General features: G+C 72.0%; 27 protein-coding genes. 13 read left to right on the top strand and 14 right to left on the bottom strand.

From position 1 onward, the window contains the following. Positions 1 to 2 precede the first annotated feature (2 nt). Genes L6E10_RS09160 through L6E10_RS09145 form a run of 4 tightly spaced genes read right to left on the bottom strand, consistent with a single transcriptional unit; the run spans position 3 to position 4,715 of the window. The gene (locus L6E10_RS09160) at positions 3 to 899 is read right to left on the bottom strand and encodes a dienelactone hydrolase family protein (RefSeq protein ID WP_236218707.1); all 897 of its coding nucleotides are present in this window, start codon (positions 897 to 899) and stop codon (positions 3 to 5) included. A gap of 53 nt (positions 900 to 952) precedes the next feature. Further along, a complete protein-coding gene (locus L6E10_RS09155) occupies positions 953 to 1,642 on the bottom strand; it encodes an acetoacetate decarboxylase family protein (protein WP_236218706.1) in 690 nt (229 codons plus the stop codon). Further along, positions 1,632 to 3,284 carry an FAD-dependent oxidoreductase gene (locus L6E10_RS09150; RefSeq protein WP_236218704.1) on the bottom strand — a complete coding sequence of 551 codons (1,653 nt, stop codon included), beginning with the start codon at positions 3,282 to 3,284 and terminating at the stop codon, positions 1,632 to 1,634. The genes L6E10_RS09155 and L6E10_RS09150 overlap by 11 nt, the downstream gene beginning before the upstream one ends. Before the next feature lie 3 nt (positions 3,285 to 3,287). Next, the gene (locus tag L6E10_RS09145) at positions 3,288 to 4,715 is read right to left on the bottom strand and encodes an NAD(P)/FAD-dependent oxidoreductase (protein ID WP_236218702.1); all 1,428 of its coding nucleotides are present in this window, start codon (positions 4,713 to 4,715) and stop codon (positions 3,288 to 3,290) included. A gap of 70 nt (positions 4,716 to 4,785) precedes the next feature. Between L6E10_RS09145 and L6E10_RS09140 the strand changes: the two genes are divergently transcribed. The 3 genes from L6E10_RS09140 to L6E10_RS09130 all read left to right on the top strand — a co-directional run bounded on the left by L6E10_RS09140 (position 4,786) and on the right by L6E10_RS09130 (position 6,592). Beyond that, positions 4,786 to 5,823 (top strand): AraC family transcriptional regulator, encoded by a 1,038-nt coding sequence (locus L6E10_RS09140; RefSeq protein WP_236218700.1) that lies wholly within the window; start codon positions 4,786 to 4,788, stop codon positions 5,821 to 5,823. A 115-nt stretch (positions 5,824 to 5,938) separates the two neighbouring features. Continuing rightward, positions 5,939 to 6,352 (top strand): DUF6292 family protein, encoded by a 414-nt coding sequence (locus L6E10_RS09135; RefSeq protein ID WP_236218698.1) that lies wholly within the window; start codon positions 5,939 to 5,941, stop codon positions 6,350 to 6,352. A 60-nt stretch (positions 6,353 to 6,412) separates the two neighbouring features. After that, entirely contained in the window at positions 6,413 to 6,592 is a 180-nt protein-coding gene (locus tag L6E10_RS09130; RefSeq protein ID WP_236218696.1) for a hypothetical protein, read from the top strand. Positions 6,593 to 6,596: 4 nt separating this feature from the next. On the opposite strand, the gene L6E10_RS09125 is transcribed toward L6E10_RS09130, so the two are convergent. After that, on the bottom strand, positions 6,597 to 7,367 hold the full coding sequence (locus L6E10_RS09125) for an alpha/beta fold hydrolase (protein ID WP_236218694.1): 771 nt from the start codon (positions 7,365 to 7,367) through the stop codon (positions 6,597 to 6,599). 177 nt (positions 7,368 to 7,544) lie between these two features. Between L6E10_RS09125 and L6E10_RS09120 the strand changes: the two genes are divergently transcribed. From L6E10_RS09120 to L6E10_RS09090, 7 genes are all read left to right on the top strand, one after another. After that, a complete protein-coding gene (locus L6E10_RS09120; RefSeq protein ID WP_236218693.1) occupies positions 7,545 to 8,216 on the top strand; it encodes a hypothetical protein in 672 nt (223 codons plus the stop codon). Beyond that, positions 8,203 to 8,619 (top strand): phage holin family protein, encoded by a 417-nt coding sequence (locus tag L6E10_RS09115; RefSeq protein ID WP_236218692.1) that lies wholly within the window; start codon positions 8,203 to 8,205, stop codon positions 8,617 to 8,619. The genes L6E10_RS09120 and L6E10_RS09115 overlap by 14 nt, the downstream gene beginning before the upstream one ends. 14 nt (positions 8,620 to 8,633) lie before the next feature. Next, the gene (locus L6E10_RS09110) at positions 8,634 to 9,248 is read left to right on the top strand and encodes a hypothetical protein (RefSeq protein ID WP_236218690.1); all 615 of its coding nucleotides are present in this window, start codon (positions 8,634 to 8,636) and stop codon (positions 9,246 to 9,248) included. Positions 9,249 to 9,314: 66 nt separating this feature from the next. Continuing rightward, the gene (locus L6E10_RS09105; RefSeq protein WP_236218688.1) at positions 9,315 to 9,482 is read left to right on the top strand and encodes a hypothetical protein; all 168 of its coding nucleotides are present in this window, start codon (positions 9,315 to 9,317) and stop codon (positions 9,480 to 9,482) included. Position 9,483: 1 nt separating this feature from the next. After that, the gene (locus L6E10_RS09100) at positions 9,484 to 9,735 is read left to right on the top strand and encodes a hypothetical protein (RefSeq protein WP_090096971.1); all 252 of its coding nucleotides are present in this window, start codon (positions 9,484 to 9,486) and stop codon (positions 9,733 to 9,735) included. A 4-nt stretch (positions 9,736 to 9,739) separates the two neighbouring features. Beyond that, the gene (locus tag L6E10_RS09095) at positions 9,740 to 10,033 is read left to right on the top strand and encodes a hypothetical protein (protein ID WP_236218686.1); all 294 of its coding nucleotides are present in this window, start codon (positions 9,740 to 9,742) and stop codon (positions 10,031 to 10,033) included. A gap of 60 nt (positions 10,034 to 10,093) precedes the next feature. Then, a complete protein-coding gene (locus tag L6E10_RS09090; protein WP_236218683.1) occupies positions 10,094 to 10,366 on the top strand; it encodes a hypothetical protein in 273 nt (90 codons plus the stop codon). Between the two features lie 31 nt (positions 10,367 to 10,397). Here L6E10_RS09090 and L6E10_RS09085 read toward each other — a convergent pair whose 3' ends face one another. The 5 genes from L6E10_RS09085 to L6E10_RS09070 are packed head-to-tail and all read right to left on the bottom strand — an operon-like array spanning position 10,398 to position 14,805. Next, positions 10,398 to 10,565 (bottom strand): hypothetical protein, encoded by a 168-nt coding sequence (locus tag L6E10_RS09085; RefSeq protein ID WP_236218681.1) that lies wholly within the window; start codon positions 10,563 to 10,565, stop codon positions 10,398 to 10,400. Then, on the bottom strand, positions 10,562 to 10,879 hold the full coding sequence (locus L6E10_RS09080; protein WP_236218679.1) for a hypothetical protein: 318 nt from the start codon (positions 10,877 to 10,879) through the stop codon (positions 10,562 to 10,564). Before L6E10_RS09080 ends, L6E10_RS09085 begins: the two co-directional genes overlap by 4 nt. A gap of 27 nt (positions 10,880 to 10,906) precedes the next feature. After that, entirely contained in the window at positions 10,907 to 11,032 is a 126-nt protein-coding gene (locus L6E10_RS40240) for a hypothetical protein (RefSeq protein WP_275676299.1), read from the bottom strand. Positions 11,033 to 11,076: 44 nt separating this feature from the next. Beyond that, a complete protein-coding gene (locus tag L6E10_RS09075; protein ID WP_236218677.1) occupies positions 11,077 to 12,894 on the bottom strand; it encodes a ricin-type beta-trefoil lectin domain protein in 1,818 nt (605 codons plus the stop codon). Positions 12,895 to 12,936: 42 nt separating this feature from the next. Next, positions 12,937 to 14,805 carry a discoidin domain-containing protein gene (locus tag L6E10_RS09070; protein WP_236218676.1) on the bottom strand — a complete coding sequence of 623 codons (1,869 nt, stop codon included), beginning with the start codon at positions 14,803 to 14,805 and terminating at the stop codon, positions 12,937 to 12,939. A 115-nt stretch (positions 14,806 to 14,920) separates the two neighbouring features. Here L6E10_RS09070 and L6E10_RS09065 point away from each other — a divergent pair, with 115 nt between their 5' ends. Next, entirely contained in the window at positions 14,921 to 15,925 is a 1,005-nt protein-coding gene (locus tag L6E10_RS09065; protein ID WP_236218674.1) for a LacI family DNA-binding transcriptional regulator, read from the top strand. 326 nt (positions 15,926 to 16,251) lie between these two features. On the opposite strand, the gene L6E10_RS09060 is transcribed toward L6E10_RS09065, so the two are convergent. From L6E10_RS09060 to L6E10_RS09050, 3 genes are all read right to left on the bottom strand, one after another. After that, on the bottom strand, positions 16,252 to 18,501 hold the full coding sequence (locus L6E10_RS09060; protein ID WP_236218672.1) for a glycoside hydrolase N-terminal domain-containing protein: 2,250 nt from the start codon (positions 18,499 to 18,501) through the stop codon (positions 16,252 to 16,254). Positions 18,502 to 18,579: 78 nt separating this feature from the next. Next, positions 18,580 to 19,065 carry a universal stress protein gene (locus L6E10_RS09055; RefSeq protein ID WP_236218670.1) on the bottom strand — a complete coding sequence of 162 codons (486 nt, stop codon included), beginning with the start codon at positions 19,063 to 19,065 and terminating at the stop codon, positions 18,580 to 18,582. Positions 19,066 to 19,078: 13 nt separating this feature from the next. Beyond that, on the bottom strand, positions 19,079 to 20,602 hold the full coding sequence (locus L6E10_RS09050) for an MFS transporter (protein ID WP_236218851.1): 1,524 nt from the start codon (positions 20,600 to 20,602) through the stop codon (positions 19,079 to 19,081). Positions 20,603 to 20,704: 102 nt separating this feature from the next. On the opposite strand from L6E10_RS09050, the gene L6E10_RS09045 reads away from it, so the two are divergent. Beyond that, positions 20,705 to 21,286, top strand: coding sequence for a TetR/AcrR family transcriptional regulator (locus tag L6E10_RS09045; protein WP_236218669.1), 582 nt, complete (start codon positions 20,705 to 20,707; stop codon positions 21,284 to 21,286). Here L6E10_RS09045 and L6E10_RS09040 read toward each other — a convergent pair. Beyond that, a complete protein-coding gene (locus L6E10_RS09040) occupies positions 21,274 to 21,864 on the bottom strand; it encodes a short chain dehydrogenase (protein ID WP_236218667.1) in 591 nt (196 codons plus the stop codon). The genes L6E10_RS09045 and L6E10_RS09040 overlap by 13 nt on opposite strands. A 69-nt stretch (positions 21,865 to 21,933) precedes the next feature. Between L6E10_RS09040 and L6E10_RS09035 the strand changes: the two genes are divergently transcribed. Next, entirely contained in the window at positions 21,934 to 22,791 is an 858-nt protein-coding gene (locus L6E10_RS09035; RefSeq protein WP_236218666.1) for a LysR family transcriptional regulator, read from the top strand. The last annotated feature ends 3 nt before the right edge of the window (positions 22,792 to 22,794 follow it).

Here is a 22,794-nt window from a genome sequence, read left to right as displayed (position 1 = left end):
TGCTACTCGGTGCCCTCGAAGACGACGGCGGCGTCGGTGCGGGCGGGCTGGCCCCACACGAAGTCGCGCGCCGAGGGGTCCTGGGCGAGGTAGTGGCGGAACCACGACGTCATGACCCGCTTCGCGGCGGTGAGCTGGGCGGCGCGGGTGATGGAACCGTTGTCGCAGAACAGGCCGGAGGAGTCCATGAACCCGCAGTGGGAGCCGCCGGTGATGGTGCGCAGCTGCCTCGACGGCGGCTTGGCGGCGAACATCGGCCGCTGGTGGTCCGCGACCGGCGTGATGGTGTCCTGCGACCCCGCGAGGAACTGGGCCGGTGCCGCCAGGGTCGCCGCGGCGGCCTTGGCCGACGGGGTCGTCTCGGCGGCGGCGTAGGTGGAGACGGCCCTGACCTTCGGGTTGCGGGCGGCCGCGAGGACGGCGGCCCCACCGCCCATCGAGTGACCGGACACGCCCAGCGCCGCTGTGCTGATGTGGTCGCGGAACCGCGACCCGCTGGTGGTGTCCTGGGCGACGAGCCAGGTCAGGCCGGTGTTGAGGTCGTCGGCGAACGCGCTGTGGCTCGGGCTCAACCCGCCCTGGGTGGTCGGTACCACCACGACGAAGCCCCACGACGCGAGGTGGTTGCCGGTGCTCGTGTACTTGGAGGTGGCCTGGAAGAAGCCGTGGCCGAACGCGATCGCGGGGAACCGTCCCGCCGCGACCGGCTGGTTCGCGCCGGCCGCGGTGGCGGGGTAGTGGACGCGGGCGGGCACGGACCGGCCGCCCGCCACGGCGGTGACATCGCTGTACGCCACCGGGTACGAGCCGGGGAGCCCGTAGTCCGGCGGCGCGGCTAACGCGGTCGGGGCGGCCACGACCGAGGCCACCAGGGCAAGCGTCATCGCGAGAACTCGCATCTTCCGCTCCTCGTGAGATGGGGTGGAACCGCGGCGCTGGTGGCGCCGCGACGTCAGGGCTCGCCGAACCGCATGCGCAGGTTCGTGACGGCGAGGTGCAGGCGCGGCCTGGCGGCGGTGAGCCAGCCGATCCCGCCGGTTCCGGGGAGGTGCCAGCGCAACCTGGTCGGGCGGACGCGGGCGGAGGTGCGCAGCGCGGTGCGGTGGGCGGTGCCGTTCCTCGCCTGCCACACCGACGTCGTGATCCGCGCGGGGAGCCCGGGTGCCTTGAGCGGTGCTTCCTCGGCGGTGGCGTGGGTGCGGGCGGTGAGGTGGCCCGCGTCGAACGTGAAGTCCGCCGGCTGCTTGGGGATCGCCCACATCGCCCGGGCACCGCGGCGGGACGTCTCGTCGTCCACCCAGATGTGGGTGATGGACAGTCCCGGGCTGACCCCCTTGCGCACGACCACCGCGGCCAGCAGCTCGTGGTAGGAGAGCAGGCCGGGTGGGCGGTAGTCGACGAACGCCGTCACCACCAGCACGCGGCCGAACAGGGTCAGGGGCACCACGCCCGGCGGCGACGGCGGTACCGCCGAGCGTGGTGCCGTCCACACCGTGAGCCAACCCTGGCCGCACAGGTCCCACGGTGCCGGGGGGAAGTCCTCGGCGGCCGGTCGATCCGGCCGGTCGGGGGCGGAGCCCTGCTCGTCCCGCGGGCCGCGACGCGGTTCACCCGGCGGTGTCGTGCCGTGCTCAGCGGACATCGCTCGCCTCCCCGGTGGGCCGCAGGGCCGCGGGCGCGTCCGCCGGGACCGCGGGCCTGCGCGGCCGCACCACCCGCACCCGCGCGTAGGCCGCGCCCAGCGGCGGCCGGGGGTCCGGTTCGCCCTTGTTGGGCCACAACGACATCGCGCGCTCGGCCAGCGCGGTGATGGTGAGCGCCGGGTTGACGCCGAGGTTGGCCGGGATCACCGAGCCGTCCACGACGTGCAGCCCGGGGTGGCCGTGGACGCGGTGGTACGGGTCGACGACGCCGGTCCCGGGGGAGTCGCCGATCACGCAGCCGCCGATGAGGTGACCGGTCAGCGGGACGTCCACCAGGTCGTTCCACGCGCCCCTGGCGACGCCGCCCGCGTGGGCCGCGAGCCGGCGCGCCACCTCGTGGCCCGCCGGGATCCACGACGGGTTCGGCGCCCCCTCGCCCTGCCGCGTGGTCAGGCGTCCGCGCCGCGTGTACGTCGTGAGGGAGTTGTCGAGGCTCTGCATGACGAGCAGCGCGATCGTCTCCTCCGACCACCGGCGGGGTGTGTGCATTTTCAGCGCCGTGCGGCGTTCGGCGAGCAGTTGGGCGATGCCCCGGCGGAAGCGGGACGGGCCGCCGTCGACGAGGGTGGTCATCAGCAGGCCCATCAGGTTGCTGCCGCGGCCGTACCGGACGGTCTCGACGTGCGTGTCGGCGTCCGGGTGGATCGACGACGTGATCGCGAGGCCGTGCGTGTTGTCGATGCCGCCGCCGGGCACCCGCACGGCGACGACAGCTTCGGAGTTCGTGCGGCACAACGTTCCCAGCGCCGGCGACAGACCGGGCAGGCCACCCCGGTCGCGGATGCCGTGCAGCAGCCGCTGGGTGCCGAGCGACGCCGCCGCGAACACGACCTGGGAGGCGGTGAACACGCGTTTCGCCCGTCCGCCGGTGCGCCGGGTGTGCACCTCGTGCCCACCACCGGGGCGGGGGCGGACGTCGACGACGGTGGTCAGCGGCCAGACCTGGGCACCGGCCTGCTCGGCCAGGTGGAGGTAGTTCTTCGGCAACGTGTTCTTCGCGCCGTGGCGGCAGCCCGTCATGCACGAACCGCACGAGATGCAGCCGTTGCGGCGTGGCCCGGCGCCGCCGAAGAACGGGTCCCCGCCGTCGCGTCCGAAGTGGACGCCGACCCGCGAGAGCCGGAACGTCGTGCCGACGCCGAGCTCCCCGGCGACCTCGCGGAGCAACCGGTCGGCGTCGGTGCGGCACGGGTTCTCCACGACGCCGAGCATCCGGCTCGCCTGGTCGTAGTGCGGCGCGAGCTCGGCCCGCCAGTCGGTGATGCCGGCCCAGCGCCGGTCGCGGAAGAACGACTCCGGCGGCTCGTACAGGGTGTTGGCGTACACCAGGGAACCGCCGCCGACACCGGCACCGCTCAGCACCAGCACGTCGCGCAGCGGGGTGATCCGCTGGATGCCGGTGCAGCCGAGCGCCGGCGCGAACAGGTAGTCGCGCAGCTGCCACGAGGTGCGCGGGAACTCGTCGTCGGCGAACCTCCGCCCGGCCTCCAGCACGCCGACCCGGTAGCCCTTCTCGGTCAGCCGCAGGGCGGTCACGGCGCCGCCGAACCCGGACCCGATGACCAGCACGTCGTAGTCCACGGTTCACGCACCTCCGGTGAGCTGGTGGTCGTCGAGCCGCAGTCGCCTCGTGCGGCGCAGGTACTCCCCGGTGCCGCCGGGCCAGTTCGTCGTGATCGACCCGTCGTCCGAGCGGTACCACGACGCGCAGCCGCTCCAGACGCCGTCGCGCAGCCGGGCGCGCATCTCCTCGTCGAACGCCTCGGCGGCGGCGGGCCGCACCTCGAGCCCGGTGCCGGTCTCGGCGAGGTGGCGGACCGCCGAGACGACGTAGCGGCACTGCGCCTCGATCATCGTGACCACCGAGTTGCCGCCCAGGTTGGTGTTCGGGCCGTAGACGAGGAAGAACCCGGGGAAGCCCGGCACGGTCATGCCCAGGTGCGCCCGCGGCCGCCCGGCCCACACCTCGGCGAGGTCGCGGCCGTGCCTGCCGGTGACCCGCATCGGCAGCCGGAAGCCCGCGACCTCGAAGCCGGTGCCCCAGATCAGGACATCGACGGCGTGCTCACGGCCGTCGGCGGTGCGCACGCCGTTCGCGGTGACCTCGGTGATCGTCTCGGTCACCACCTCGGCGTTCGGCGCGGTGAGAGCGCGGTACCAGTCGTTGCTGAACAGCACCCTCTTGCAGCCCGCAGGGGTGCGTGGCCGGAGCCGTTCCCGCAGCGCCCGGTCACGCACCCGGAGGGTGAGGTGGGCACGCGCGATGGCGGCGACGATCCCGCGCGACAACCGTCCCGCGTTGAGCAGTCCCGTCAGCGCCTCGCCGGCGAGCCACACCCCGGCCCTGGCGGCCCGCGAGGTCAGGGCGCGGGCCGGGCGGTGGCGCGGGGCGTCGGGCTTGGGCAGCACGTGCGGCGCCGTCCGCTGGAACACGGTCAGCCGCCCCGCCAGCGGCTGGATCTCCGGCACGAACTGCGCCGCGCTGGCACCCGTGCCGACCACCGCGATCCGCCGGCCGCGCAGGCCGACGTCGTGCCGCCACCGGGCGCTGTGGAAGACGGGACCCGTGAACCGGTCCAGGCCGGGCAGCGCCGGGGTCGACGGCGTGCCCAGCTGGCCGACGGCCGACACGAGGACGTCCGCCTCCAGGACCTCGCCGCTCGCCAGTTCCACGCGCCACCGGCCGCCGTCGAACGACGCCGCGACGACCTCGGCGCCGAACCGGATCCGGTCGCGCACGGCCTCGGCGTTGCGGCGGAGGTAGGCGAGGATGTCGGGCTGCGCCGCGTACCGGCGCGGCCACGTGAGGTTGGGGGAGAAGGAGTAGGAGTAGAGCGAGGACGGCACGTCGCACGCGGCGCCCGGATAGGTGTTGTCCCGCCACACCCCGCCGACGTCGTCGGCGCGCTCCAGCACGGTGAACCGCTCGAAGCCCGCTCTGAGCAGCGACAACGCGACGCCCAGTCCGCCGAACCCGGCTCCGACGACGATCACTTCAGGGTGTACTCGCACGTCTCGAAAGTAGGAAGGACCACCCGTTCGCACCAGGACAACAGCGGCCGCGCGATTGACAATCGCGGCCATGAGGACGTTGTCCGATCCCGCGGTCCGGCACTGGGACTTCCCCCGCGGCATCACGAGCGTCGCGCTGCTGCTGCGCTTCGGCGCCGAGCACGGCCTGGCGCGGGAGGCGCTGCTCGCCGGCAGCGACCTCACGCCCGCCCAGCTGGCCGACCCGGCGGCGGAGATCAGCGCGCACCAGGAGCTGGCCGTCGTCCGCAACCTGGCGGCCCACCTGCCCCACGCGGGCGTCGCCGCGGGACGCCGCTACCACGCCACCACGTTCGGCGTGCTCGGCCACGCCTTCCTCAGCGCCGCCACCGTGCAGGACGCGGTCGAGATCGCCCTGCGCTACCTCGACCTGAGCTTCACCTTCACCGGCCCCACGGCCGCGCTGGACGGCGACCGGCTGGTGATCTCCCTGGAGCCCGGCGCGCTGCCCGCCGACGTGACGCCGTTCCTCGTCGAACGCGACCTCGCCGCGATCCACACCGTGATCGGCGAGCTGGTGGCGGGAGAGGTGCCGGTCCTGTCCGTCGGCCTCGCCCACGCCGCCCCGCCGGACACCGGCGACCACGAGGAGGTGTTCGGTGTCCGGCCCCGGTTCTCCCAGTGCCACAACAGGTCCGTTGTGGACGCTGCGGTGCTGCTGCGGGCGCTCCCGCTCGCGAGCCCGGAGGGCACCGCGCTGTCCGAACGGCAGTGCGAGGACCTGGCCGCCCGCCGCCGCAGGAGGCCGGGCGTCGCGGGGGAGCTGCGGCGGGTGCTGGAGCTGTCCGAGCGGTTCGGGGAGTCCATGCCGGTCGTGGCCCGCTCGCTCGGCCTCAGCCCGCGCACGCTGCGCCGCAGGCTGGCCGAGTGCGGGACGAGCTACCAGGCCGTGCTCGACGAGGTGCGGGCCGAGCGCGCCGTCGTGCTGCTCACCGGGGCCGGCGCGTCGGTCGACCAGGTGGCGACCCGGCTGGGGTTCGCCGAGGCCGCGAGCTTCATCCACGCCTTCCGGCGGTGGTACGGCACGACACCGGGCAACTACCTGCGGGAGCGCCACCCGGTCCGGTGACGGGAGCGTCGCGGATCACATCACCCGATCAGGTTTGAAGACACCCCGGCGGGGTATCCACGCCTGCATCGTGAGGGCGTTCGGCGATGGAGGCACCGCAGCCATGGACCGTGAGATGAGCATCGAGACCGACATCCACTTCGACATCGACTTCGACGATTCGGCGGCTCGCCGCATCGCCCGCTACGTCCACGACGTCGTCACTGGCCTCGGGCTGCGCGGTGACAGCTCGTTCGTCGAGGTCGACCCGCGCCCCGCCGCCTACGTGGCGCTCGACGGGCGCATGCCCGACTTCCCCGACCACGACGTGGCGCTGCTGTGGAAGGAGGGGACCGGCTGGTCGGCCGCGGTCGAGGACCGCATCGGGCAGCTGGTCGAGGTGGCTCGCCTGGGTGGTGACCCGATGCCGATGCCCGCCGTCGTGGCCCGCTGGGTCGCCGGCCCCCTGCAGACCGAGTTCGCCCACGAGCCGAGCAACCGGGACTTCACCGCGTTCGTGCCGGCGCCGCGCGGTGCCGTTCTCTCCTGAGCCGTCGCTCCCGAACCCCGGCGCACGTTCAGGACCGCCGCGCCGGGGTAGCCGTGCGCCATGAACACCGAACGCCATTACGACGAAGCGACGAGCAAGGCACCGCTGGACGAGTCGACGGAGAGCGACGACACCGTTCCCGGACGCAGCGGCTCCGGCTCCGTCCACCCTGAACCGAACCCGACGGGCAACGTCGGGCTCTCCGACTACTCCGCGTCCGACGACCCGGACCAGGGCTGACGTGTCACCCGGCGGAACGCAGGTCGAAGCGTTCCGCCGCCCACGAAGCCAGCCGGGGCCGCAGCGCCAGGTAGACGTCCGGGTCGAGACCCATGCCGGTGTGCGTGCTGTGCACCTCGACCCACTCGGCGGACGGGTCGAGGGAGAGTTCCCACGGCACGATGCCGTCCGACTTGGAATAGATCGACACCGCGGGCAGGTCGTCGGGCAGCGGTGCGGTGATCGCGGCGATGTTGTCCTCGAAACACGTGCCGTTGAGGCACTCCGCGTTCATCAGACCCGGTACGCCGACGGAAGCGAGCTGGGCGAGCGCGCGAGCAGCGAGCAACACGTGCGGATGCGCGCCCATCGGGTCGAGCAGCGGGCTGCCCAGCATCACGAGGCCGCGGACCAGGTCCGGCCTGCGCGCCGCGGCCAGCCTGGCGAGTCCGCCACCCCGGCTCTGCCCCAGCAGCACGACCGGTCCGCCGGTCTCCTCCGCGTGCTCCTCCAGCCGCCGTTCGACGCGGTCGACCAGCTCGGAGGTGCAGCCGACGTTGAACCCGACGCCGGCGCCCGCCGGCACGTAGCCCCTGTCCCGCAACCACGTCGTGGCGAAGGTGAGGCTGAACTCGCCCGCGCCGAAGCCGGGCACCAGCACGACGCCGAGACCCGCGCCCTCGTGCGGGTCGGCTTCGCGCCACACCCGGTGCCGCAGCAGGCGGGGGATCGTGAGTGCCGCGACGGCGACGTGCTCCCGCGCCAGGGACCGCAGCTGTCCGGTCGTGCTCGTCATGTGTTCACTCCTGTGTTCCGGCGTGCTGTGGGAGTTCGCCGGGCGAGGCGCGGCCAAACAGCCGGCTCGCTCACGTTTGCCGGAACAAGAACGAATTTCGGCGCTCTGCGTCGTTTGCGCCGCCGCTGTCCGGGTAGCTCGATGGCCAGCACACGACAACGAGCTGAGGAGTCAGCCGTGACGGAAAACCAGATGGGTGGAGTGCGCACGGCGGCCAAGGAGGAGGGCTCCGAGGTCGCGCAGCACGCCAAGGAAGCTGCTGGTCAGGTCGGGTCCACCGTCCGCGACCAGGCAGCCCACGTGACCCGCGAGACCAAGGACCAGGCCCGCCACGTCGTCCACGACGTGCGGCAACGTGTTGCCGCGGAAGCGGAGCAGCAGGCGACGCGGGTGTCGAAGCAGCTCGGGCGCATCGCCGACGAGCTGGGCGAGATGGCGGGCAGCGCGCCGCCCGACTCGATGTCGGCGGGAGCGATCCAGAGCGCGGCCGACACGAGCAGGCAGGCCGCCCGCTTCCTCGACGAACGGGGTGCGCAGGGGCTGCTCGACTCGGCGCGCGACTACGCCCGGCGCAAGCCCGGCACGTTCCTGCTGGGTGCGGCCGTGGCGGGTTTCCTGATCGGCCGCGTCGCCAAGAGCGCGTCCGGTGGGAGCACGTCCGGCGGAAGCCCGGAACCGCAGCGTCCGCAGGGCGGCGTGGTTCCCGTGGCCTCGGAACGCACTGATGTACCAATGGGTTACGGCGCACCTCTGACGCCGAACGCGGCACCCGCCGTTCCTCCGCCGGCGCCCGCTGTTCCTCCGGCGCCCGCTGTTCCCCCGGCGGGGGTGCCGCATGTCGAGCCCTGAGATGCCGCCGTCGCCAATGGACACCACCGGCGAATCTCTCGGCGACCTCGTCAGCGAGCTGACCGGTGACCTGTCCAAGCTGATGCGCCAGGAGCTGGAGCTCGCCAAGGCCGAGCTCCGCGAGGAGGCGTCCAAGGCGGGCAAGGCGACGGGAATGCTCGCCGCCGCGGGGTTCGCGGGCTACCTGACGACCGTGCTGCTGAGCTTCGCGCTGGTGTTCGCGCTCGGCGCGGTCATGCCGCTGGGCTGGGCCGCGCTGATCGTCGCCGCGCTGTGGGGCATCGCCGGAGCGGTCCTCTACACCTCCGGCCGCGCCAAGCTGCGCACCGTCAACCCGAAGCCGGAACGCACCGTCGCAACGTTGAAGGAGGACGCGGAATGGGCGAAACACCCGACCAAATAAGGCGTGAGATCGAAGTGACCCGTGCCGAGCTGCGGGCCGACGCCAACCGCCTGGTCGACCACACGAGTCCGAAGGCCATCGCCCAGCGGCGCGTCCGAGGAGTGCGGCGCGGGCTGGTCTCGGTGAAGGAGCGAGTGATGGGAACCGCCACGCAGGCCACGTCGGCCGTGCGCGAACAGGGTCAGGACGCCGGCAACGCCGTGACCGAACGGGCCGGGCAGGCGGCGAACGCCGTGAGCGAACGGGCCGAGCAGGCGGCGAACGCCGTGCAGCAGGCACCGCAGCGCATCGCCCAGCAGACGCAGGGCAGCCCTCTGGCGGCCGGCCTGATCGCGTTCGGCGGCGGTCTGCTGCTCGCGGCGCTGCTGCCCCGCACGGACGCGGAACAGCAGGCGGTGCAACAGCTCTCCGACAGCTTCTCGGACGTGCTGGAGCCGGCGAAGGAAGCGGTGGCCGAGTCGGCGCAGAGCCTCAAGGAGGACGTGAAGTCCTCGGTGAGCGACGCGGCCGGCGAGGTGAAGCAGGTCGCCACCGACGCGGCCCAGACCACGGCCGCGCACACGAAGGAGGCCGCGCAGGACGTCGGCGGCCACGCGCGCGAGTCCGGTCAGCGGATCTCCGGGCAGTGACACCGGTTCGGGCCGCCCGCGTCGCGCGGGCGGCCCGAACCCCTTCGAGGACAAGAGGATGAAGCGATGACCGAACCCGAGCACGACCACGTAGAACGCGGTGCGGCGGAGGAGCGGAGCGGTGCCCCGCTGACGCCGGCCGAACAGGAGGCGTCGAAGCGACCGCCGAGCGAGGGGGACTCCGGTCCCGGCGCCGGCCTGGACGGCGGCGGCCGCTACGGCGAGGACGGCTGACGTGCCCGTCCCGGTGCAGGACCTCAAGAGACTGCTCGGGTCGACCCGCCCGGACGCCGCGCTGGTGCTCGTCGAGGGCGACTACGTGGTGGCCGGAGGCGAGGACCTGGACGGTGACGCCCTGCGCGGGGCGCTGACCGTGGTGACCAAGGACGACCTGGTCGAGCGCGTCGGCGCGGGCCCGGTGTCCGACCGCGCCCTCGAGGAGGCGGCCGCGGCGCTGAGCTCCGCGGTGGACAACCTGGGAGGCTGACGCGATGCCCGCGACGCCGTCGGTGGCCGCGTCGAGCAGCTGGCGCGACGACGAGGGCACGCGCATGCCGTCGGGTGACGTCCACGCGTGGTGGCCGGGCCAGAACCAGACGCTGTGCGGGGTGCCGCTGAGTCGCGCGCGGCTCGCCCGCTTCCCCGGAGTGCTGTGGATCGACGCGGTGTGGGTGGCCGAGACGGACGCCGACGCCCCCGTGATGGGGCTGTGCCGCCGCTGCACCGCGGCGACGCGTGCGAAAAAGGACCGCCCCTCGCGTTTGGCGCGCCGGAGGCCGGGGTAGCCGGTGCCGCGTCAAGCAGCCGGCGCGTCCCCTTCCCGACTGCCCCAAGGCGGCCATCCCATGCACAGCGCACTCGACAGGGCCCTCTGCGACGCACTCGCCCTCATCCGGACCACGCCCGGTGCGGACCTCGTCGACCAGGCCGAGCAGGCGCGCAAGTGCCTGGCCCGAGCGGTCACGAACGCACCGGACGCGCCCCGGCAGGCGCTGGCGCACATCGCGGCGGCCGACGAACACCTCGAATACGGCGAGCTGATGGAGGCGCGCACGCTGCTCACGGCGGCGCGCGGCTTCCTGCCCGGTCGCCGGGCGATGGTCGCCGCGCGCGCCTGAGGACACCTTCCCCGCACGAGCGGGAGTGGCCCTACCGCTGGTCCATGCCTCCCTCGTCGTGGGGTTCCGACTCGTCACGGCCCCGGTGCGGTCCACCGGGGTTCTCGTCGGCGAACGTCGGGCGGGTGTGCTCGCCGCCGATGTCCGCGTCCTCCAGTTCGCTCTCCGCGGTCACGCGATCGGGCTCGGGCGCGGTCATCGCCACTCCTCCTGCCAGTCGTGGTGGGTGTCGAAGGCCTCGGCCAGCAGGCGCAGCGCGGCCTCGTCCTCGGTGTGCTCGACCTCGGTGCGCAGCAGCGCGACCTTCTCGCCGAACGGCACCGGGTGCCGTTCCTCCGCCGCCTGGACCGGACCGGGCAGCAGGAGCAGGCCGGTGCCGTCGTCGGACCGCGTGATGCGCAGCCTGCCCCTGCCCTCGGCCTCGTCGAGCAGGGGCAGTTCGCCGTCGGCCAGGCGCCGCTCGTCCTCGGCCAGGCGGTCGAGGACGAAGCGCCGGAGTTCGTCGTTGTCCATGGCACGGGATAGCCGCTGCGCGGCGGCCTAGTCCGGCGGTTCGCTCTCGTCCTCGGTCGTCTCCTGCGGGATCTCCGGCTCCGGCGTCTCGAGGTCGTCGAGGCTCGGCGTTCCCGGGGAGTGGGGTGCTTCGGGGTTCACGGGATCGGTCATGCCGCGCGGTTACCCGCACGGCACGACCTCAAGCCCACCGTCACCTACGCGGGGACGGTCCACCTCTGGTTGGCCCCGCCCGTGCACGACCAGATCTGCAGCTTCGCGCCGTCGGCCGTGTTGTGGCCGATGACGTCGAGGCACTTGCCTGCGCCGACGTTCACCAAGGTGCCGTTGGTGGCGGTCCACCTCTGGTTCGGGCCGCCGAAGCAGTCCCACAGCTGGACCGCGGTGCCGTCCGCCGTGCCGTTGCCGGTGACGTCGAGGCACTTGCCCAGGCCGCGCACCGTGCCGTCGGAGGACAGCGTCCACGTCTGGTTCGGGCCGCTGAAGCAGGTCCACAGCTGCGGCAGGGTGCCGTTGGCGGTGGAGCCGCCGGTGACGTCGAGGCACTTGCCGCCCAGGCCGGTGATGGCGCCGGTGCGCCCGGCCGGCGGCGTGCCGGGGTCGAGCGTGCCGGGCCACGTGAAGGTCGCCATGGCTCCGGCGGGGAGGGTGTAGCCGAACGTCTGGCCGCCGTAGGAGACGCGGAAGTCCTGCTGCCCGCCCGAGTTCAGCGCGACGAGCACGATCCGGCCGTCCGGGTTGCGGAACGCCACGTTCTGGACGCCGCCCTCGCCGTAACCGGTCGAGTCGATGCGGACCGCGCCGGGCTGCACGAACTTCGACAGGTGGCCGAGCACGTAGTACTCGGCGTTGTAGGTGACGGTGCCGCCGCTGGTCGTGACGACACCCGTGCAGTTGGTGCAGCTGCCGATCACCGGGCCGTTGTTCTGGTCCAGCGCCATGTTCCAGGTCGTCACCGTGCGCGCGTGGTTGCGGGTCGCGCCGATGGCGAGGTTGATGCCCTGCCAGCGCAACGTGTCGCGGAACGTCGCCGCGTCGTTGGCCGACTTCGTGCCGGAGCACTCGGTGAAGAAGATGTCCTTGCCCGGCTGGTTGTTCTTCACCACCGACTGGCCGCTCGGGTTGCCGCCGTAGCAGTGCCACGCGGAGCCGATCACGTTGCCGCCGGCGCCGCTGTTCACGGTCTGCGGGTAGGTCGTGTCGTCCCAGTTGTGGTCGTAGCCGAGGACCCTGGCCTGCTCGCCGGCCGCACGCAGCTTCGGCACCAGCGTGTTGATGACGTTGACCTGCTGCTGTGCCGACATCCTCATGCCGGGGTAGCCCGGCGGTTCGAAGTTCGGCTCGTTCTGCACGCTCAGGTAGTCGATCGGGATGCCCGCGGCCCGGTACGCCTGCGCGAACTTGACCAGGTAGTCGGCGTAGACACCGATCCGGCCGTCGTTGAGGGATCCCTGGATGAGGCTGTTGTTGTTCTTCATCCACGCGGGCGCGCTCCACGGCGTCGCCATCACGGCGAGCTGCGGGTTGATCTGCTTGGCCTGCTGCAGCAGCGGCAGGATGTACGGCCGGTCGTGGTCGATCGAGAACCGCGAGAGAGACGGGTCCGCCGTGCCGTCGTTGTAGGTGTAGAAGCTGCGCGAGAAGTCGGTCGCGCCGACCGGCTGCCGGATGAAGCTCATGCCGATACCGGTGTTCCGGTCGAACAGGTTGCTCATGATCTCGTTGCGGCGCGGGGAGTTGAAGACGTTCCACGCCGCCGCGTCGGTGAACGACGCGCCGAAGCCCACCATCGACTGGTAGGTGGTGTTCGGGTTCACGGTGATCGTCGACCCGGAGCCGCCCGAGCCGAACGCCACGTCCGCCTGCCGGGTCAGCTGGGCGGACCGGTCACCGGTCGTGAGCCACACGCTCGCGCTGGTCGCGGCGGTGGCGGCGGGGGAGACCAGGGTGCTTCCCGCCGCCACCGCGGCTGCCGCCAGTGCGATGCCGCGCCACCGTGGTGTCGTCTTCGACATAAGCGCTCCTTGCAGGGGTTTGGGCGCCCGACAGCGAATTTTTCAGTTGTAGAGGCGGAAGTCGGCGATGCTCCACCAGTTGGCCGCGCTCCCGGTGGACGTGATGCGCAGGTGACGCGCCGTGGTGCGGCGGACGTCGATCGTGGTCAGCTGGCCGGCGCCTTCGCCGGACGCGATCGAGCGCCAGGACGTGCCGTCGTCGCTGACCGAGAGCTCCCAGTCGCGGGCGTAGTCGCCGAGGTTGCCGCCGGAGTCGACCGCCACGCGCCGGAAGTCCGTGCGACGCCCCAGATCGACCTGCAGGAACTGGCCGGGGGCCTGGGCCGCGCCGTTGGACCAGCGGGTCGAAGCGTCGTCGTCGATGGCCGCCGCGCCGTCGGGCGACGCGGTGGCACCGGTCAGCGGCACCTGGTCGAGCCTGCTCCGGTGCTGGGTGGTCCAGGTGAACGTCGCCAGCGCACCGCCGGGCAGGGTGTACTCGAAGGTCCGGTCACCGAGGTCCACCGCGAACGAGCGCGGGTCGTCGTGCTGGTTGTGCACCACCAGGGCCGTGGAGCCGTCCGGGTTGCGGAACGCGGCGTCCATGATCTGCCCGTTCCAGCCGGTGGTGCCGAACGACGTGCTCCCGATCCGCCGCGCGCCCGGCTTCACGAACTTCGACAGGTGCCCGATCGTGTAGTACTCGGCGTCGGTGACGACCGAGCCGTCCGGCTGCACGGTGACGAGACCGGTGCACGTGCCGCAGCCGCCGAGGTGCGGGCCGCCGGTGCTGTCGAGGGCGATGTTCCAGTTCACCGCGCTGCGCGCCCAGTTGCGGGTGGTGCCGAGGACGACGTTGCGGGCGTGCCAGCGCAGCGTGTCGCCGAAGACCTTGGCCGGCGGGTCGGTGGCGCCCCTGGAGCCCGAGCACTCGGTGAACCAGATCCCCTTGTCCGGGAACGCGGTGTGCAACGCGGTCTGTGCGCTCGGATCGCCGTAGTAGCAGTGGTACGCCGTGCCCGCGACCCACTTCGCGGCCTTGCTGCGCAGCACCTGGTAGGGGTAGTCGGCCTCCGCCGTGCCGTCGTTGGGGTGCGTGGCCCAGTTGTGGTCGAAGCCGAGGATCTTCGTGCGCGGGCTCGCCTGCGCGAGCTTCGGGCCGAGCGCCTCGATCACCCGCACCTGCTGCGCGACCGGCATGTCGGTGCCGGGGTAGGCGTCGGGTGTGCGGTTCTGCGGCTCGTTCTGCACCGACAGGAAGTCGACCGGCACACCGGCCCGCGCGTACGCCTGGACGAACTTCACGAGGTAACGCGCGTACGCGTCGTAGATCCTCGGGTCGTCTTTGAGTTGACCGCCGACGAGCGAGTCGCTGGTCTTCATCCACGCCGGCGGGCTCCAAGGCGTGGCCATGACCTTCAGCCTCGGGTTGAGCCGCTTCGCCTCGCGCAGCAACGGCAGGATCTTCGCCTCGTCGTGCCGGATGCTGAAGTGCCGCAACGCGAAGTCGGTCTGCCCGGCGGGCACGTCGTCGTAGGTGTAGTGCTCCTTGGCCGCCGTGAAGTCGGACGAGCCGACGGGCTGGCGCAGGAAGCTGACGCCGATGCCGGTCTTCGGGTCGAACAGCTTGCGCATCGTGTCGGCCCTGGCGGCGGGCGGGAGGTTCGCGAGAAGTTCCGCCGACGAGTCGGTGATGGACGCGCCGAAGCCGTCGACCTCCTGGTAGCGGCGACCGGGGTCGACCACGATCGTCGGGTGCGCTGACCGCTGCTTGCCGAACGTGACGTGCGGGCGTTCGTGCATCAGTTCCGCCCGGTCCGGCGTGGTGACCCACACCCGCACCCGCGCCGAACCGGGTGCGCTCGAAGCGGGCGCAGCGGCCGGCACAGCCGTCAGGGCGGCTACCAGAGCCACGATCGCGGTAGTTCTCATCGCCGTCCTTCGGCTTGTAACGGTGGTCGTCACTGTGAAAAGTCTGTGTTCCAGGATGAAACACCGGGTCGTGGCGAGCGTCAATGGTCTGGTGGAGTTCCGGTACAGTGACCTGGTGGAACGCAAGATCGAGAACGTGAAACAACGCGCGAGCCTGCGGGACATCGCGGCGGAGACCGGTGTCTCGATCGCGACTGTCTCCCGCGTTTTGAACGACCACGTGAACGTGGCCCAGCGGACCCGTGACCTGGTACTGCGGGCCGTGGAGCGGCGCGCGGTGGCCTCGCAGCGGACTCGTACCGTTTACGTCCGGTGTCCGTACGTGCTGACGGACTACTTCGGGTTGCTCGTGTCCTCGGTCGCCGAAGGGGTGAAGCTGCACGGGCTGCGGCTGGTGCTGGACGCCGGGGAGTCCGGGCAGGGGTCCTCCGTCCTGCGGTCGTTGCCCGAGACCGGTGACGTGGACGCGGCGATCCTGATCCTGCCTCCCGAGGACGGGGAGGAGCTGCTCGCGCTGTCCCGGGCCGGGTTCCCGTTCGTGGTGCTGGATCCGCGGGTGCCGCCGTTGCCGGACATCGCTTCGGTGTCCGCCGCGCACTTCGCCGGGGCTCGGGCCGTGGCGGACCACCTGATCTCGCTGGGGCACCGGGACATCGCTGTGATCGCCGGACCGGAGGAGTGGCTGGCGGGAGACGCTCGGCTGGCCGGGCACCGGGCGGCGCTGGCCCAGGCCGGGGTGCTGCTGCGGGCTGATCGGTTGCGGCACGTGGAGCCGACCACCGCGCACGGCCGTCGTGCCGCCGCCGAGTTGTTGCAGGGCTCGCCCCGGCCCTCGGCTGTCGTCTGCTTCAACGACAAGGTGGCGGTGGGGACCTTGCAGGCCGCTCGGGAGTTGGGGCTTCGGGTGCCTGCCGATCTGTCGGTCGCCGGTTTCGACGACATCGATCTGGCCGAGGCGACCTCGCCGCCGTTGACCACCGTCCGGCAGCCGTTGGAGGAGATGGGGCGGATCGCTGTGGCCCAGTTGATCCGGATGGTGGAGGGGCAGGCTTTGGAGGCGTTGCACATCGAGCTGGCCACCGGGTTGGTGGTTCGGGGGTCTACTGCTGCGGTTGCCTAGCGTTCCCCTGTGTGCGAGTTCCTGTTGCGTCGTCCTGGGGGCTCCGCCCCCAGACCCCCGGCAATCTGATCGGGGGTCCGCGCCTCGAACGGGGTGATGGCACGCCTGGTGCTTTGGGCGGCTGCCGGTTGCGCAGGTGTGTGCGTCTCGGTGGGGTGTCCCGTCCCGAGCCGAACCAGAGCGGGCTGCAGCAAGAGCTGAGGTGCGACTCGTGACGGGGCACCCCGCCGGCAGGCCTTGCTGAAGGCCACGAGCGGCTCGGCTTCGCCGTCGCGTGGCTCGCCTTCGGCCTCGCAAGCCAGGATTGCTCGCCTTCGGCCTCGCGGCTAGGGGCGCAGGGTTGTGGATTCGCCGTCTCGCAGGGTGATCCGCCGTCGCCGGGGGCCGAAGCGCACCTCGGTTTCCGTGCCGCCCACGCTTCGGATGGTCGCGCTGGTGACCTCGCCGTCCTTCCACGCCATGTCCACCGAGAAGCCGCCGCGTGCGCCGATGCCGGTGGCCGAGCCCGTCTTCCACGCCGCAGGCAGGGCGGGGAGCAGCTCGATCACGCCGGGGCGGGAGTACAGCAGCATTTCCAGCATGGCGGCGGGGGCGCCGAGGTTCGCGTCGATCTGGAAGGTCGAACTGTCGCCGAAGCTGTACATGTCGAAGAAGTTCGGGGCTGTGCCGTTCGCGTTGCCGATCGACGGGCGGATGACCTTCTGGATGAGTTCGTAGGAGCGGTCGGCGTCTTTCAGGCGGGCCCAGCAGGCCGCTCGCCAGGCGAGGCCCCAGCCGAAGCTCTCCATGCCCCGGCTGATCAGGTGCTGCCGCACGCCGTCGAGCAGGGTGGTGGGGGAGTCGTCGTGGTTGATGCGGTCGCCCGGGAAGAAGCCGACCAGCGCGGAGAGGTGGCGGTGGGTGGTCTCGCCCAGGTCGTCCGGCGACATCCACTCCTGCAGCATTCCGGTCTTCGGGTTCACCTCCGGGAGGTGGAGGCGGTCTCGCAGGGCTGTGATCCTGCGGCCGTAGGGCTGGTCTCGGCGCAGGACGTCGGTGGCGGTGCGGTACTTGCCGAAGAGGTGGTGCACGAGCTCTTGGGTGTAGGTGATGCCGCGGGCGTCCTGCGGGCCGTGTTCCGGTGACCAGTCGTGGTCGTCGACCAGGCCTTGCGGGGTCTCGACGAGGCGGGCCTCCCAGAACTCGCAGGCACCCTTGAGCAGTGGGTAGATCTTGGCCAGGTAGTCGCGGTCGAGGGTGTACTCGTAGTGCTCGTAGAGCGACATGCACAGCCAGGCGTTGCCGCCGGGGTGCCACCACCAGCCGTTGCCGCCGTGGATGTTGGTGGAGAAGGCGACCGCCCAGCCCGCCACGCGGTTGCCGGTGTTGCGGAACCTGTTGCGGGGGTCCTGGAACACCGATCGGGTGGTGCCGGTCCACGCCGGGAGCTGGGCGGTGCAGTAGTTCGCGAGGGCGTCGAACGTGTCGGGCAGTGCGGCTCGGTCGGCCAGCCAGTAGTTCATCTGGATGTTGATGTCGGTGTGGTGGTCGCCGTGCCAGGCGGGGTCGTTGTCCGACAGCCACAGGCCCTGCAGGGCGATCGGCAGGGTGTCGCGTGAGCCGGTGATGGCCAGGTAGCGGCCGAACTGGAGGTAGCTCGCCTCCAGTTCGGGGTCCGGGGTGGGGCCGGCCGCCCTCGCCCGCAGGCGGGTCCACGTGTCCATCTCGCGCTGCGCGTCGGTGGAACGGCCGAGGTCGAGCTCTTGGCGGTCGTACCTCTCGCGGTAGTCGGCCACGTGCGTGCGGACCAGGTCGTCGGGCGTGGCTCGGACGGCCGCCTTCCGCAGGGCGGTCCGGGCCGGTTCGGCACGCGGGTCGAGGAAGCCGGTCGCGGCGTCCGGGGCGTAGTTGGTGCCGCCGGAGAACAAGATGACGAGGTCCGAGCAGCCGGTGAAGGTCAGCTTCGCGCCGTCGACCGCGACTGTCCCGTCCGGACTGAACGCGGTGACGACGCCGCTGTACGCGAGCCCGTTCGCGAACGAACCGGTGAAGACGGCGGCGGTGTGCGCGGCGTCGCCGGTGGTCGGTTCGCCGTGCGCGCCGGTCAGGGTGACGGTGCCGGACTGGTCCGGGCCGGTGAGGCGGACGACCACCACGTCGTCCGGGTGGCTCGAGAACATCGCGCGGCGGTACCGCTTGCCGCCGTGCGCGTACTCCGTGGTGACCAGGCCGTTGCCGAGGTCCAGCTCGCGGCGGTAGCCGGTGGCGCCGGCGTGGGACGGCATCTCGACGTAGAGCCTGGCGAGCAGCGAGAACGTGCCGAAGTGGGTGGAGTCGTAGGGGAGCTGGCCGTCGGCGTCGGGGGTGTCGTTGAGGCCGCCGGTCCAGAGGGTGACGTCGGTCAGGTACAGGAAGTCCCTCTCGACGCCACCGCCGACCAGGGCGCCGAGACGGCCGTTGCCGATCGGCAGGCCCTGCTCGATGATCTTCGTCTCGTCGGCGGGAGCCGGGTACCAGAGCGTGGCCGGGGTGGGGTTGAGGGGGTCGCTCGTCGGTCGTTCGGGGGCTGGGTGCGCGGTGAACGCGGGCAGGACCATGGCGTCCAGTCCTAACGCACGGGCTGTCCCGTCCCGGTCAAAGTCGTCCCGGTGGTGGCTGCCGGGGGTGGAACCGCGTCAGGGCACCACGAGCACCGGCCAGTGCCCCGTCTTGACCAGCCGGGTGGCGACCGACCCGGCGAACCGGTGTCCCGCCTGCCGCGACGCCCCCACGACCACCATGTCCGCCTGGCACCGGTCCGCCGAGTCGCGCAGCACCGTGAACGGGTCGCCGAACGCCTTCACGAACGTGACCGGCACGTCCAGTTCCTCTGCGGCGCAACGGGTCTGGTCGCTGAGCTCGGCGTGCAACCGGGCCGTGGCCTCGTGCTCGAACACCGACGCCACGGCCGGGCTGAACGCCGCCAGGGACGAGTGGTACGCCACGAAGGCGACGACCAGCCGGGCACCTTGGCGGCGGGCCAGGCCGAAGGCGGCGGCCGCGGCGCGCATCGCCGTGTCCGAGCCGTCGACGCCGACCATGATGGTCCGCGACGACGGCAGGGGAGCGGGACCGAACTCGTCCACCGCGGACTGGAAGGCGTTGTTCGGGCCGGCGCTCATGGTTCCTCCTCGGTCATCGCGCGACCGCTGAGTCTGCTTCCTTCTTCTCGAGGTCGATCGTCGTGCGCAACGTGATCGGCTTGAGGAGCAGTGCCGCGATGATGCCGACGACGCCGACCGCGGCGGAGATCAGGAAGATGTGGGCCGTCGCGTCGCCGTAGACGGTGTGCACGACGGTCTGGACCTGGGGCGGCAGCGCCTGCAGGTTCAGGGCGCTGGTGCTGCCGGTCGACTGGCCCGCCGGCACGTGCAGCGCGGCGGAGAGGTCGGCGGTGACGCGGTTGGCGAGGACGGCGCCGAGCACCGAGACGCCGATCGTGCCGCCGAGCGAGCGGAAGAACGTGACGGTCGCGCTCGCGGCGCCCAGTTCGCTCAACGGCACGCTGTTCTGCACGGCCAGCACGAGGTTCTGCATCGTCATGCCGACGCCGACGCCCACGACGGCCATCGCGACACCGACGATCCACAGCGCGGTGGCGTGGTCGACGAAGCCCAGGCCCAGGAAGCCGAGCACCAGGATGATCGTGCCCGCGACGATGTACGGCTTGATCCTGCCGGTGCGGCTGATCATGCGGCCGGAGACCGTGGACGACACCAGCACGCCCGCCATCATCGGGATGGTCAGCAGGCCCGCCTGGGTCGGGGAGTAGCCGCGGCCGATCTGGAAGTACTGGCCGAGGAACACCGCGCCGCCGAACATGGCCATGCCGACCGCGAGGCTCGCGACGATCGCCAGGGCGGGGGTGCGGCGGGCGACGATGTGCAGCGGGACCACGGGTTCCCCGACCCGCAGCTCCACGGCGACCGCGACGCCGAGCAGCACGACACCGGCGCCGACCATGGCCGCGGTCTGCCACGACAGCCAGTCGAACGAGTTGCCGACGAACGAGACCCAGATCAGCAGCACGCTGACACCGGCGGCGATCAGGACGGCGCCGAGGTAGTCGATCTTGACGTTCCCGCGGCGCACGGTCTCCAGCTTCAGGGTGGCCTGCAGCACGCCGAACGCCAGCGCGGCGATCGGCACGGCGACCCAGAAGCACCAGCGCCAGCCGAGCCACGACACGTCGACGATCAAGCCGCCCAGCAGCGGGCCGCCGACCGTCGCGACGGCCATGACCGCGCCGAGGTAGCCGTTGTAGCGGCCCCGCTCGCGCGGCGGGATGATCGCGGCGATCACGACCTGCACCAGCGCCTGCAGGCCGCCGACGCCGAGGCCCTGGAACGCGCGGGCGGCGATCAGCTGCCCGGTGTCCTGGGCGAAGCCGCTGAGCAGCGAGCCGATCACGAAGATCACGATCGCGGCCTGCACCAGCGTCTTCTTGTTGAACAGGTCGGCGAGCTTGCCCCAGATCGGGGTCGTGGCCGTCGCCGTGAGCAGGGTGGCGGTGACCACCCAGGTGTACTGCGTCTGCGTGCCGTTCAACGAGCCGATGATCCGCGGCAGCGCGGTGGAGACCACCGTGGAGCTGACCATGGCCACGAACAGCGCCAGCAGCAGTCCGGACAGCGACTCGAGCACCTGCCGGTGCCCCATCGCCCGAGTCTCGATCGTCACGTGCGCCCCTTCGTCGCCCTAATTCTTGCGTGCTGTGCAAATTTGCGCAATGGGCAACTTACACCCGCTACGCTGATCCGCATGGAGACCCCCACCACGCTGCGCGAGCAGAAGAAGGCGGTGACCAGGCGGGCGCTTGCCGGCGCGGCCCTGCGGCTCGCGGTGGAACGCGGGCTCGACGGGGTGACGGTCGAGGACATCGCGGACGAGGCGGGGGTGTCCCGCAGGACGTTCTCCAACTACTTCGCGAGCAAGGAGGACGCGGTGCTGGAGGCGGACCGCGAACGGCTCAGGGCGCTGATCTCGCTCGTCGAGGCGCGGCCGGCGGACGAGGAGGCGTGGCAGGCCCTGCGGGCGTCCACGGCCGAGCTGTACCGCGTCCGGCCGCTCCCGGACGTCGAGTGGATGGCCCAGCTGCGGCTGTTGCGCCGGCACCCGTCACTGCTCGCGCGCCAGGCAGGCGGTCAGGTGGCGCTCGAACGCGACCTGACCGCCGCGCTGGCCCCGCGCGAGCCGGACGAGGAGGTCGCCAGGCTGATGGCGGCGACGTTCCTCACCACGATCCGCACCGGCATCGGGCTGTGGCTCGAAGGGGCGGGGGAGCAGCAGCTGCCCGGCCTGGTGGACCGCCTGCTGAGCCGGGTGCGGGTTCAGGGCACGTAGACCTGCCCGGTTTGCCGACCCTCGATCGAACGGACGTACGCCCGCGCGACGTCGGCCAGCGGCACCGGCTTCATGCCGGGGAAGTAGTCGCCGTGGACGTCGAGCGCCTCGGTGAACACGGTCGGGCTCACGGCGTTGATCCGCTGCGGCGCGATCTCGATGGCGGCCGCCCGCACGAACGCCTCGACGGCGCCGTTGACCAGCGAGGCGGCGGCGCCCGTGACGACCGGTTCGCGGGCGAGCACGCCGGTGATCAGCGTGAACGACTCGGTGACGTGCGCGAGCCCTTCCCGCACGAGCGCGACCTGGGACAGCACCTTCCCGGTCACCCCGGCCTGGTAGTCCGCGACCGACAGGTCGCGCAACGGCTTGAACGGCACGTGCCCGGCGGCCGACGCGACGGCGTCCACCCGCCCCGCAGCCCGGTAGAGCTCGGCGACCTGCGCCGGATCGGTGACGTCGAACCGCAGATCGCCTCCGGTGCGCGCGACGGTCACGACGTCGTGCTTGCGTTCGGTGAGCGCCTGGTGGACGGCGGTGCCGAGCAGGCCGGTGGCTCCTACGAGCAAAATCCTCATGCCGTCGACGCTAGGTCCGCTCGAAGCGCCTGTGAAATGCCGTTCGTGCAGCACTTATGATCGGTGGTCATGAATGTCGAGCTGCGTCACCTGCGGGCGCTCGCCGCGATCGGCGACCACCGGTCGATCACCGCGGCCGCGCGGGCGCTGCACGTCACGCAGCCCGCGCTCTCCCGGACGCTGGAGCAGCTGGAACGGCGCCTGGGCGTGCGGCTCGTCGACCGCACGACCCGGCACGTCGCCCTGACCGACGCCGGACGCCGGTTGTGGGAAAACAGCCACCGCATCCTCACCTCGCTCGACTCGGCGCTGGCGCAGGTCGTCGGGCCGCAGCCGATCCGGCTGACGTTCGCGTGGGCCGCGCTCGGCCGGTTCACGATCCCGTTCCTGCGGGAGTGGCGCGCGCAGCACCCGGACGTCCTCGTGCGCATCCGGCAGGCCGACGACCCCGAGGCGGCGTTGCGGCGCGGCGAGGCCGACGTGGCCGTCCTGCGCACCGAACCCGCCGGCACGGGCCTCGGTCACGTGGCGCTGGTCGAGGAACCGCGGATCGCGGCGGTCGCGGACGACCACCCGCTCGCGTCCCGGGAAGCCCTCGTGCTCGACGACCTCGTGGGTGAATGCGTCGCGGTGTGCGAGACGGCGGCGACCACCGGCGCCGACCTCTGGCCCGCCGGCGCACGGCCGCGGACGGTGGACGTGCCCGGCGTGGTCGAGTGGCTGACGTCCATCGCGACCGGCACGACGGTCGGCGTCACGGCGGCGGGCACCCGTCACCACCACCCGCAGCCCGGCATCACCTACCTGCCGCTGACCGACGCCGACCCCGTCTCGGTGCACCTGGCGTGGCCGGCCGGGGCGGCGCACCCGTCGACGGAGGCGTTCGTGGCGCTGGCACAACGGCACGTGCGGACGCCCCAGCCCTGACGG

It is taken from the genome of Lentzea sp. CC55, assembly GCF_021056325.1.
Classification (GTDB): Bacteria; Actinomycetota; Actinomycetes; order Mycobacteriales; family Pseudonocardiaceae; genus Lentzea; species Lentzea jiangxiensis.
This window is presented reverse-complemented; position numbering and strand designations above follow the sequence as displayed.

Excerpts from the sequence above, each read along its gene's own strand:
- L6E10_RS09160 (WP_236218707.1), bottom strand. The coding sequence starts at position 899 with ATGCGAGTTCTCGCGATGACGCTTGCCCTGGTGGCCTCGGTCGTGGCC.
- L6E10_RS09155 (WP_236218706.1), bottom strand. The coding sequence starts at position 1,642 with ATGTCCGCTGAGCACGGCACGACACCGCCGGGTGAACCGCGTCGCGGC.
- L6E10_RS09140 (WP_236218700.1), top strand. The coding sequence starts at position 4,786 with ATGAGGACGTTGTCCGATCCCGCGGTCCGGCACTGGGACTTCCCCCGC.
- L6E10_RS09135 (WP_236218698.1), top strand. The coding sequence starts at position 5,939 with ATGAGCATCGAGACCGACATCCACTTCGACATCGACTTCGACGATTCG.
- L6E10_RS09130 (WP_236218696.1), top strand. The coding sequence starts at position 6,413 with ATGAACACCGAACGCCATTACGACGAAGCGACGAGCAAGGCACCGCTG.
- L6E10_RS09125 (WP_236218694.1), bottom strand. The coding sequence starts at position 7,367 with ATGACGAGCACGACCGGACAGCTGCGGTCCCTGGCGCGGGAGCACGTC.
- L6E10_RS09115 (WP_236218692.1), top strand. The coding sequence starts at position 8,203 with ATGTCGAGCCCTGAGATGCCGCCGTCGCCAATGGACACCACCGGCGAA.
- L6E10_RS09105 (WP_236218688.1), top strand. The coding sequence starts at position 9,315 with ATGACCGAACCCGAGCACGACCACGTAGAACGCGGTGCGGCGGAGGAG.
- L6E10_RS09095 (WP_236218686.1), top strand. The coding sequence starts at position 9,740 with ATGCCCGCGACGCCGTCGGTGGCCGCGTCGAGCAGCTGGCGCGACGAC.
- L6E10_RS09090 (WP_236218683.1), top strand. The coding sequence starts at position 10,094 with ATGCACAGCGCACTCGACAGGGCCCTCTGCGACGCACTCGCCCTCATC.
- L6E10_RS09085 (WP_236218681.1), bottom strand. The coding sequence starts at position 10,565 with ATGACCGCGCCCGAGCCCGATCGCGTGACCGCGGAGAGCGAACTGGAG.
- L6E10_RS09080 (WP_236218679.1), bottom strand. The coding sequence starts at position 10,879 with ATGGACAACGACGAACTCCGGCGCTTCGTCCTCGACCGCCTGGCCGAG.
- L6E10_RS40240 (WP_275676299.1), bottom strand. The coding sequence starts at position 11,032 with ATGACCGATCCCGTGAACCCCGAAGCACCCCACTCCCCGGGAACGCCG.
- L6E10_RS09075 (WP_236218677.1), bottom strand. The coding sequence starts at position 12,894 with ATGTCGAAGACGACACCACGGTGGCGCGGCATCGCACTGGCGGCAGCC.
- L6E10_RS09070 (WP_236218676.1), bottom strand. The coding sequence starts at position 14,805 with ATGAGAACTACCGCGATCGTGGCTCTGGTAGCCGCCCTGACGGCTGTG.
- L6E10_RS09060 (WP_236218672.1), bottom strand. The coding sequence starts at position 18,501 with ATGGTCCTGCCCGCGTTCACCGCGCACCCAGCCCCCGAACGACCGACG.
- L6E10_RS09055 (WP_236218670.1), bottom strand. The coding sequence starts at position 19,065 with ATGAGCGCCGGCCCGAACAACGCCTTCCAGTCCGCGGTGGACGAGTTC.
- L6E10_RS09050 (WP_236218851.1), bottom strand. The coding sequence starts at position 20,602 with ATGGGGCACCGGCAGGTGCTCGAGTCGCTGTCCGGACTGCTGCTGGCG.
- L6E10_RS09045 (WP_236218669.1), top strand. The coding sequence starts at position 20,705 with ATGGAGACCCCCACCACGCTGCGCGAGCAGAAGAAGGCGGTGACCAGG.
- L6E10_RS09040 (WP_236218667.1), bottom strand. The coding sequence starts at position 21,864 with ATGAGGATTTTGCTCGTAGGAGCCACCGGCCTGCTCGGCACCGCCGTC.
- L6E10_RS09035 (WP_236218666.1), top strand. The coding sequence starts at position 21,934 with ATGAATGTCGAGCTGCGTCACCTGCGGGCGCTCGCCGCGATCGGCGAC.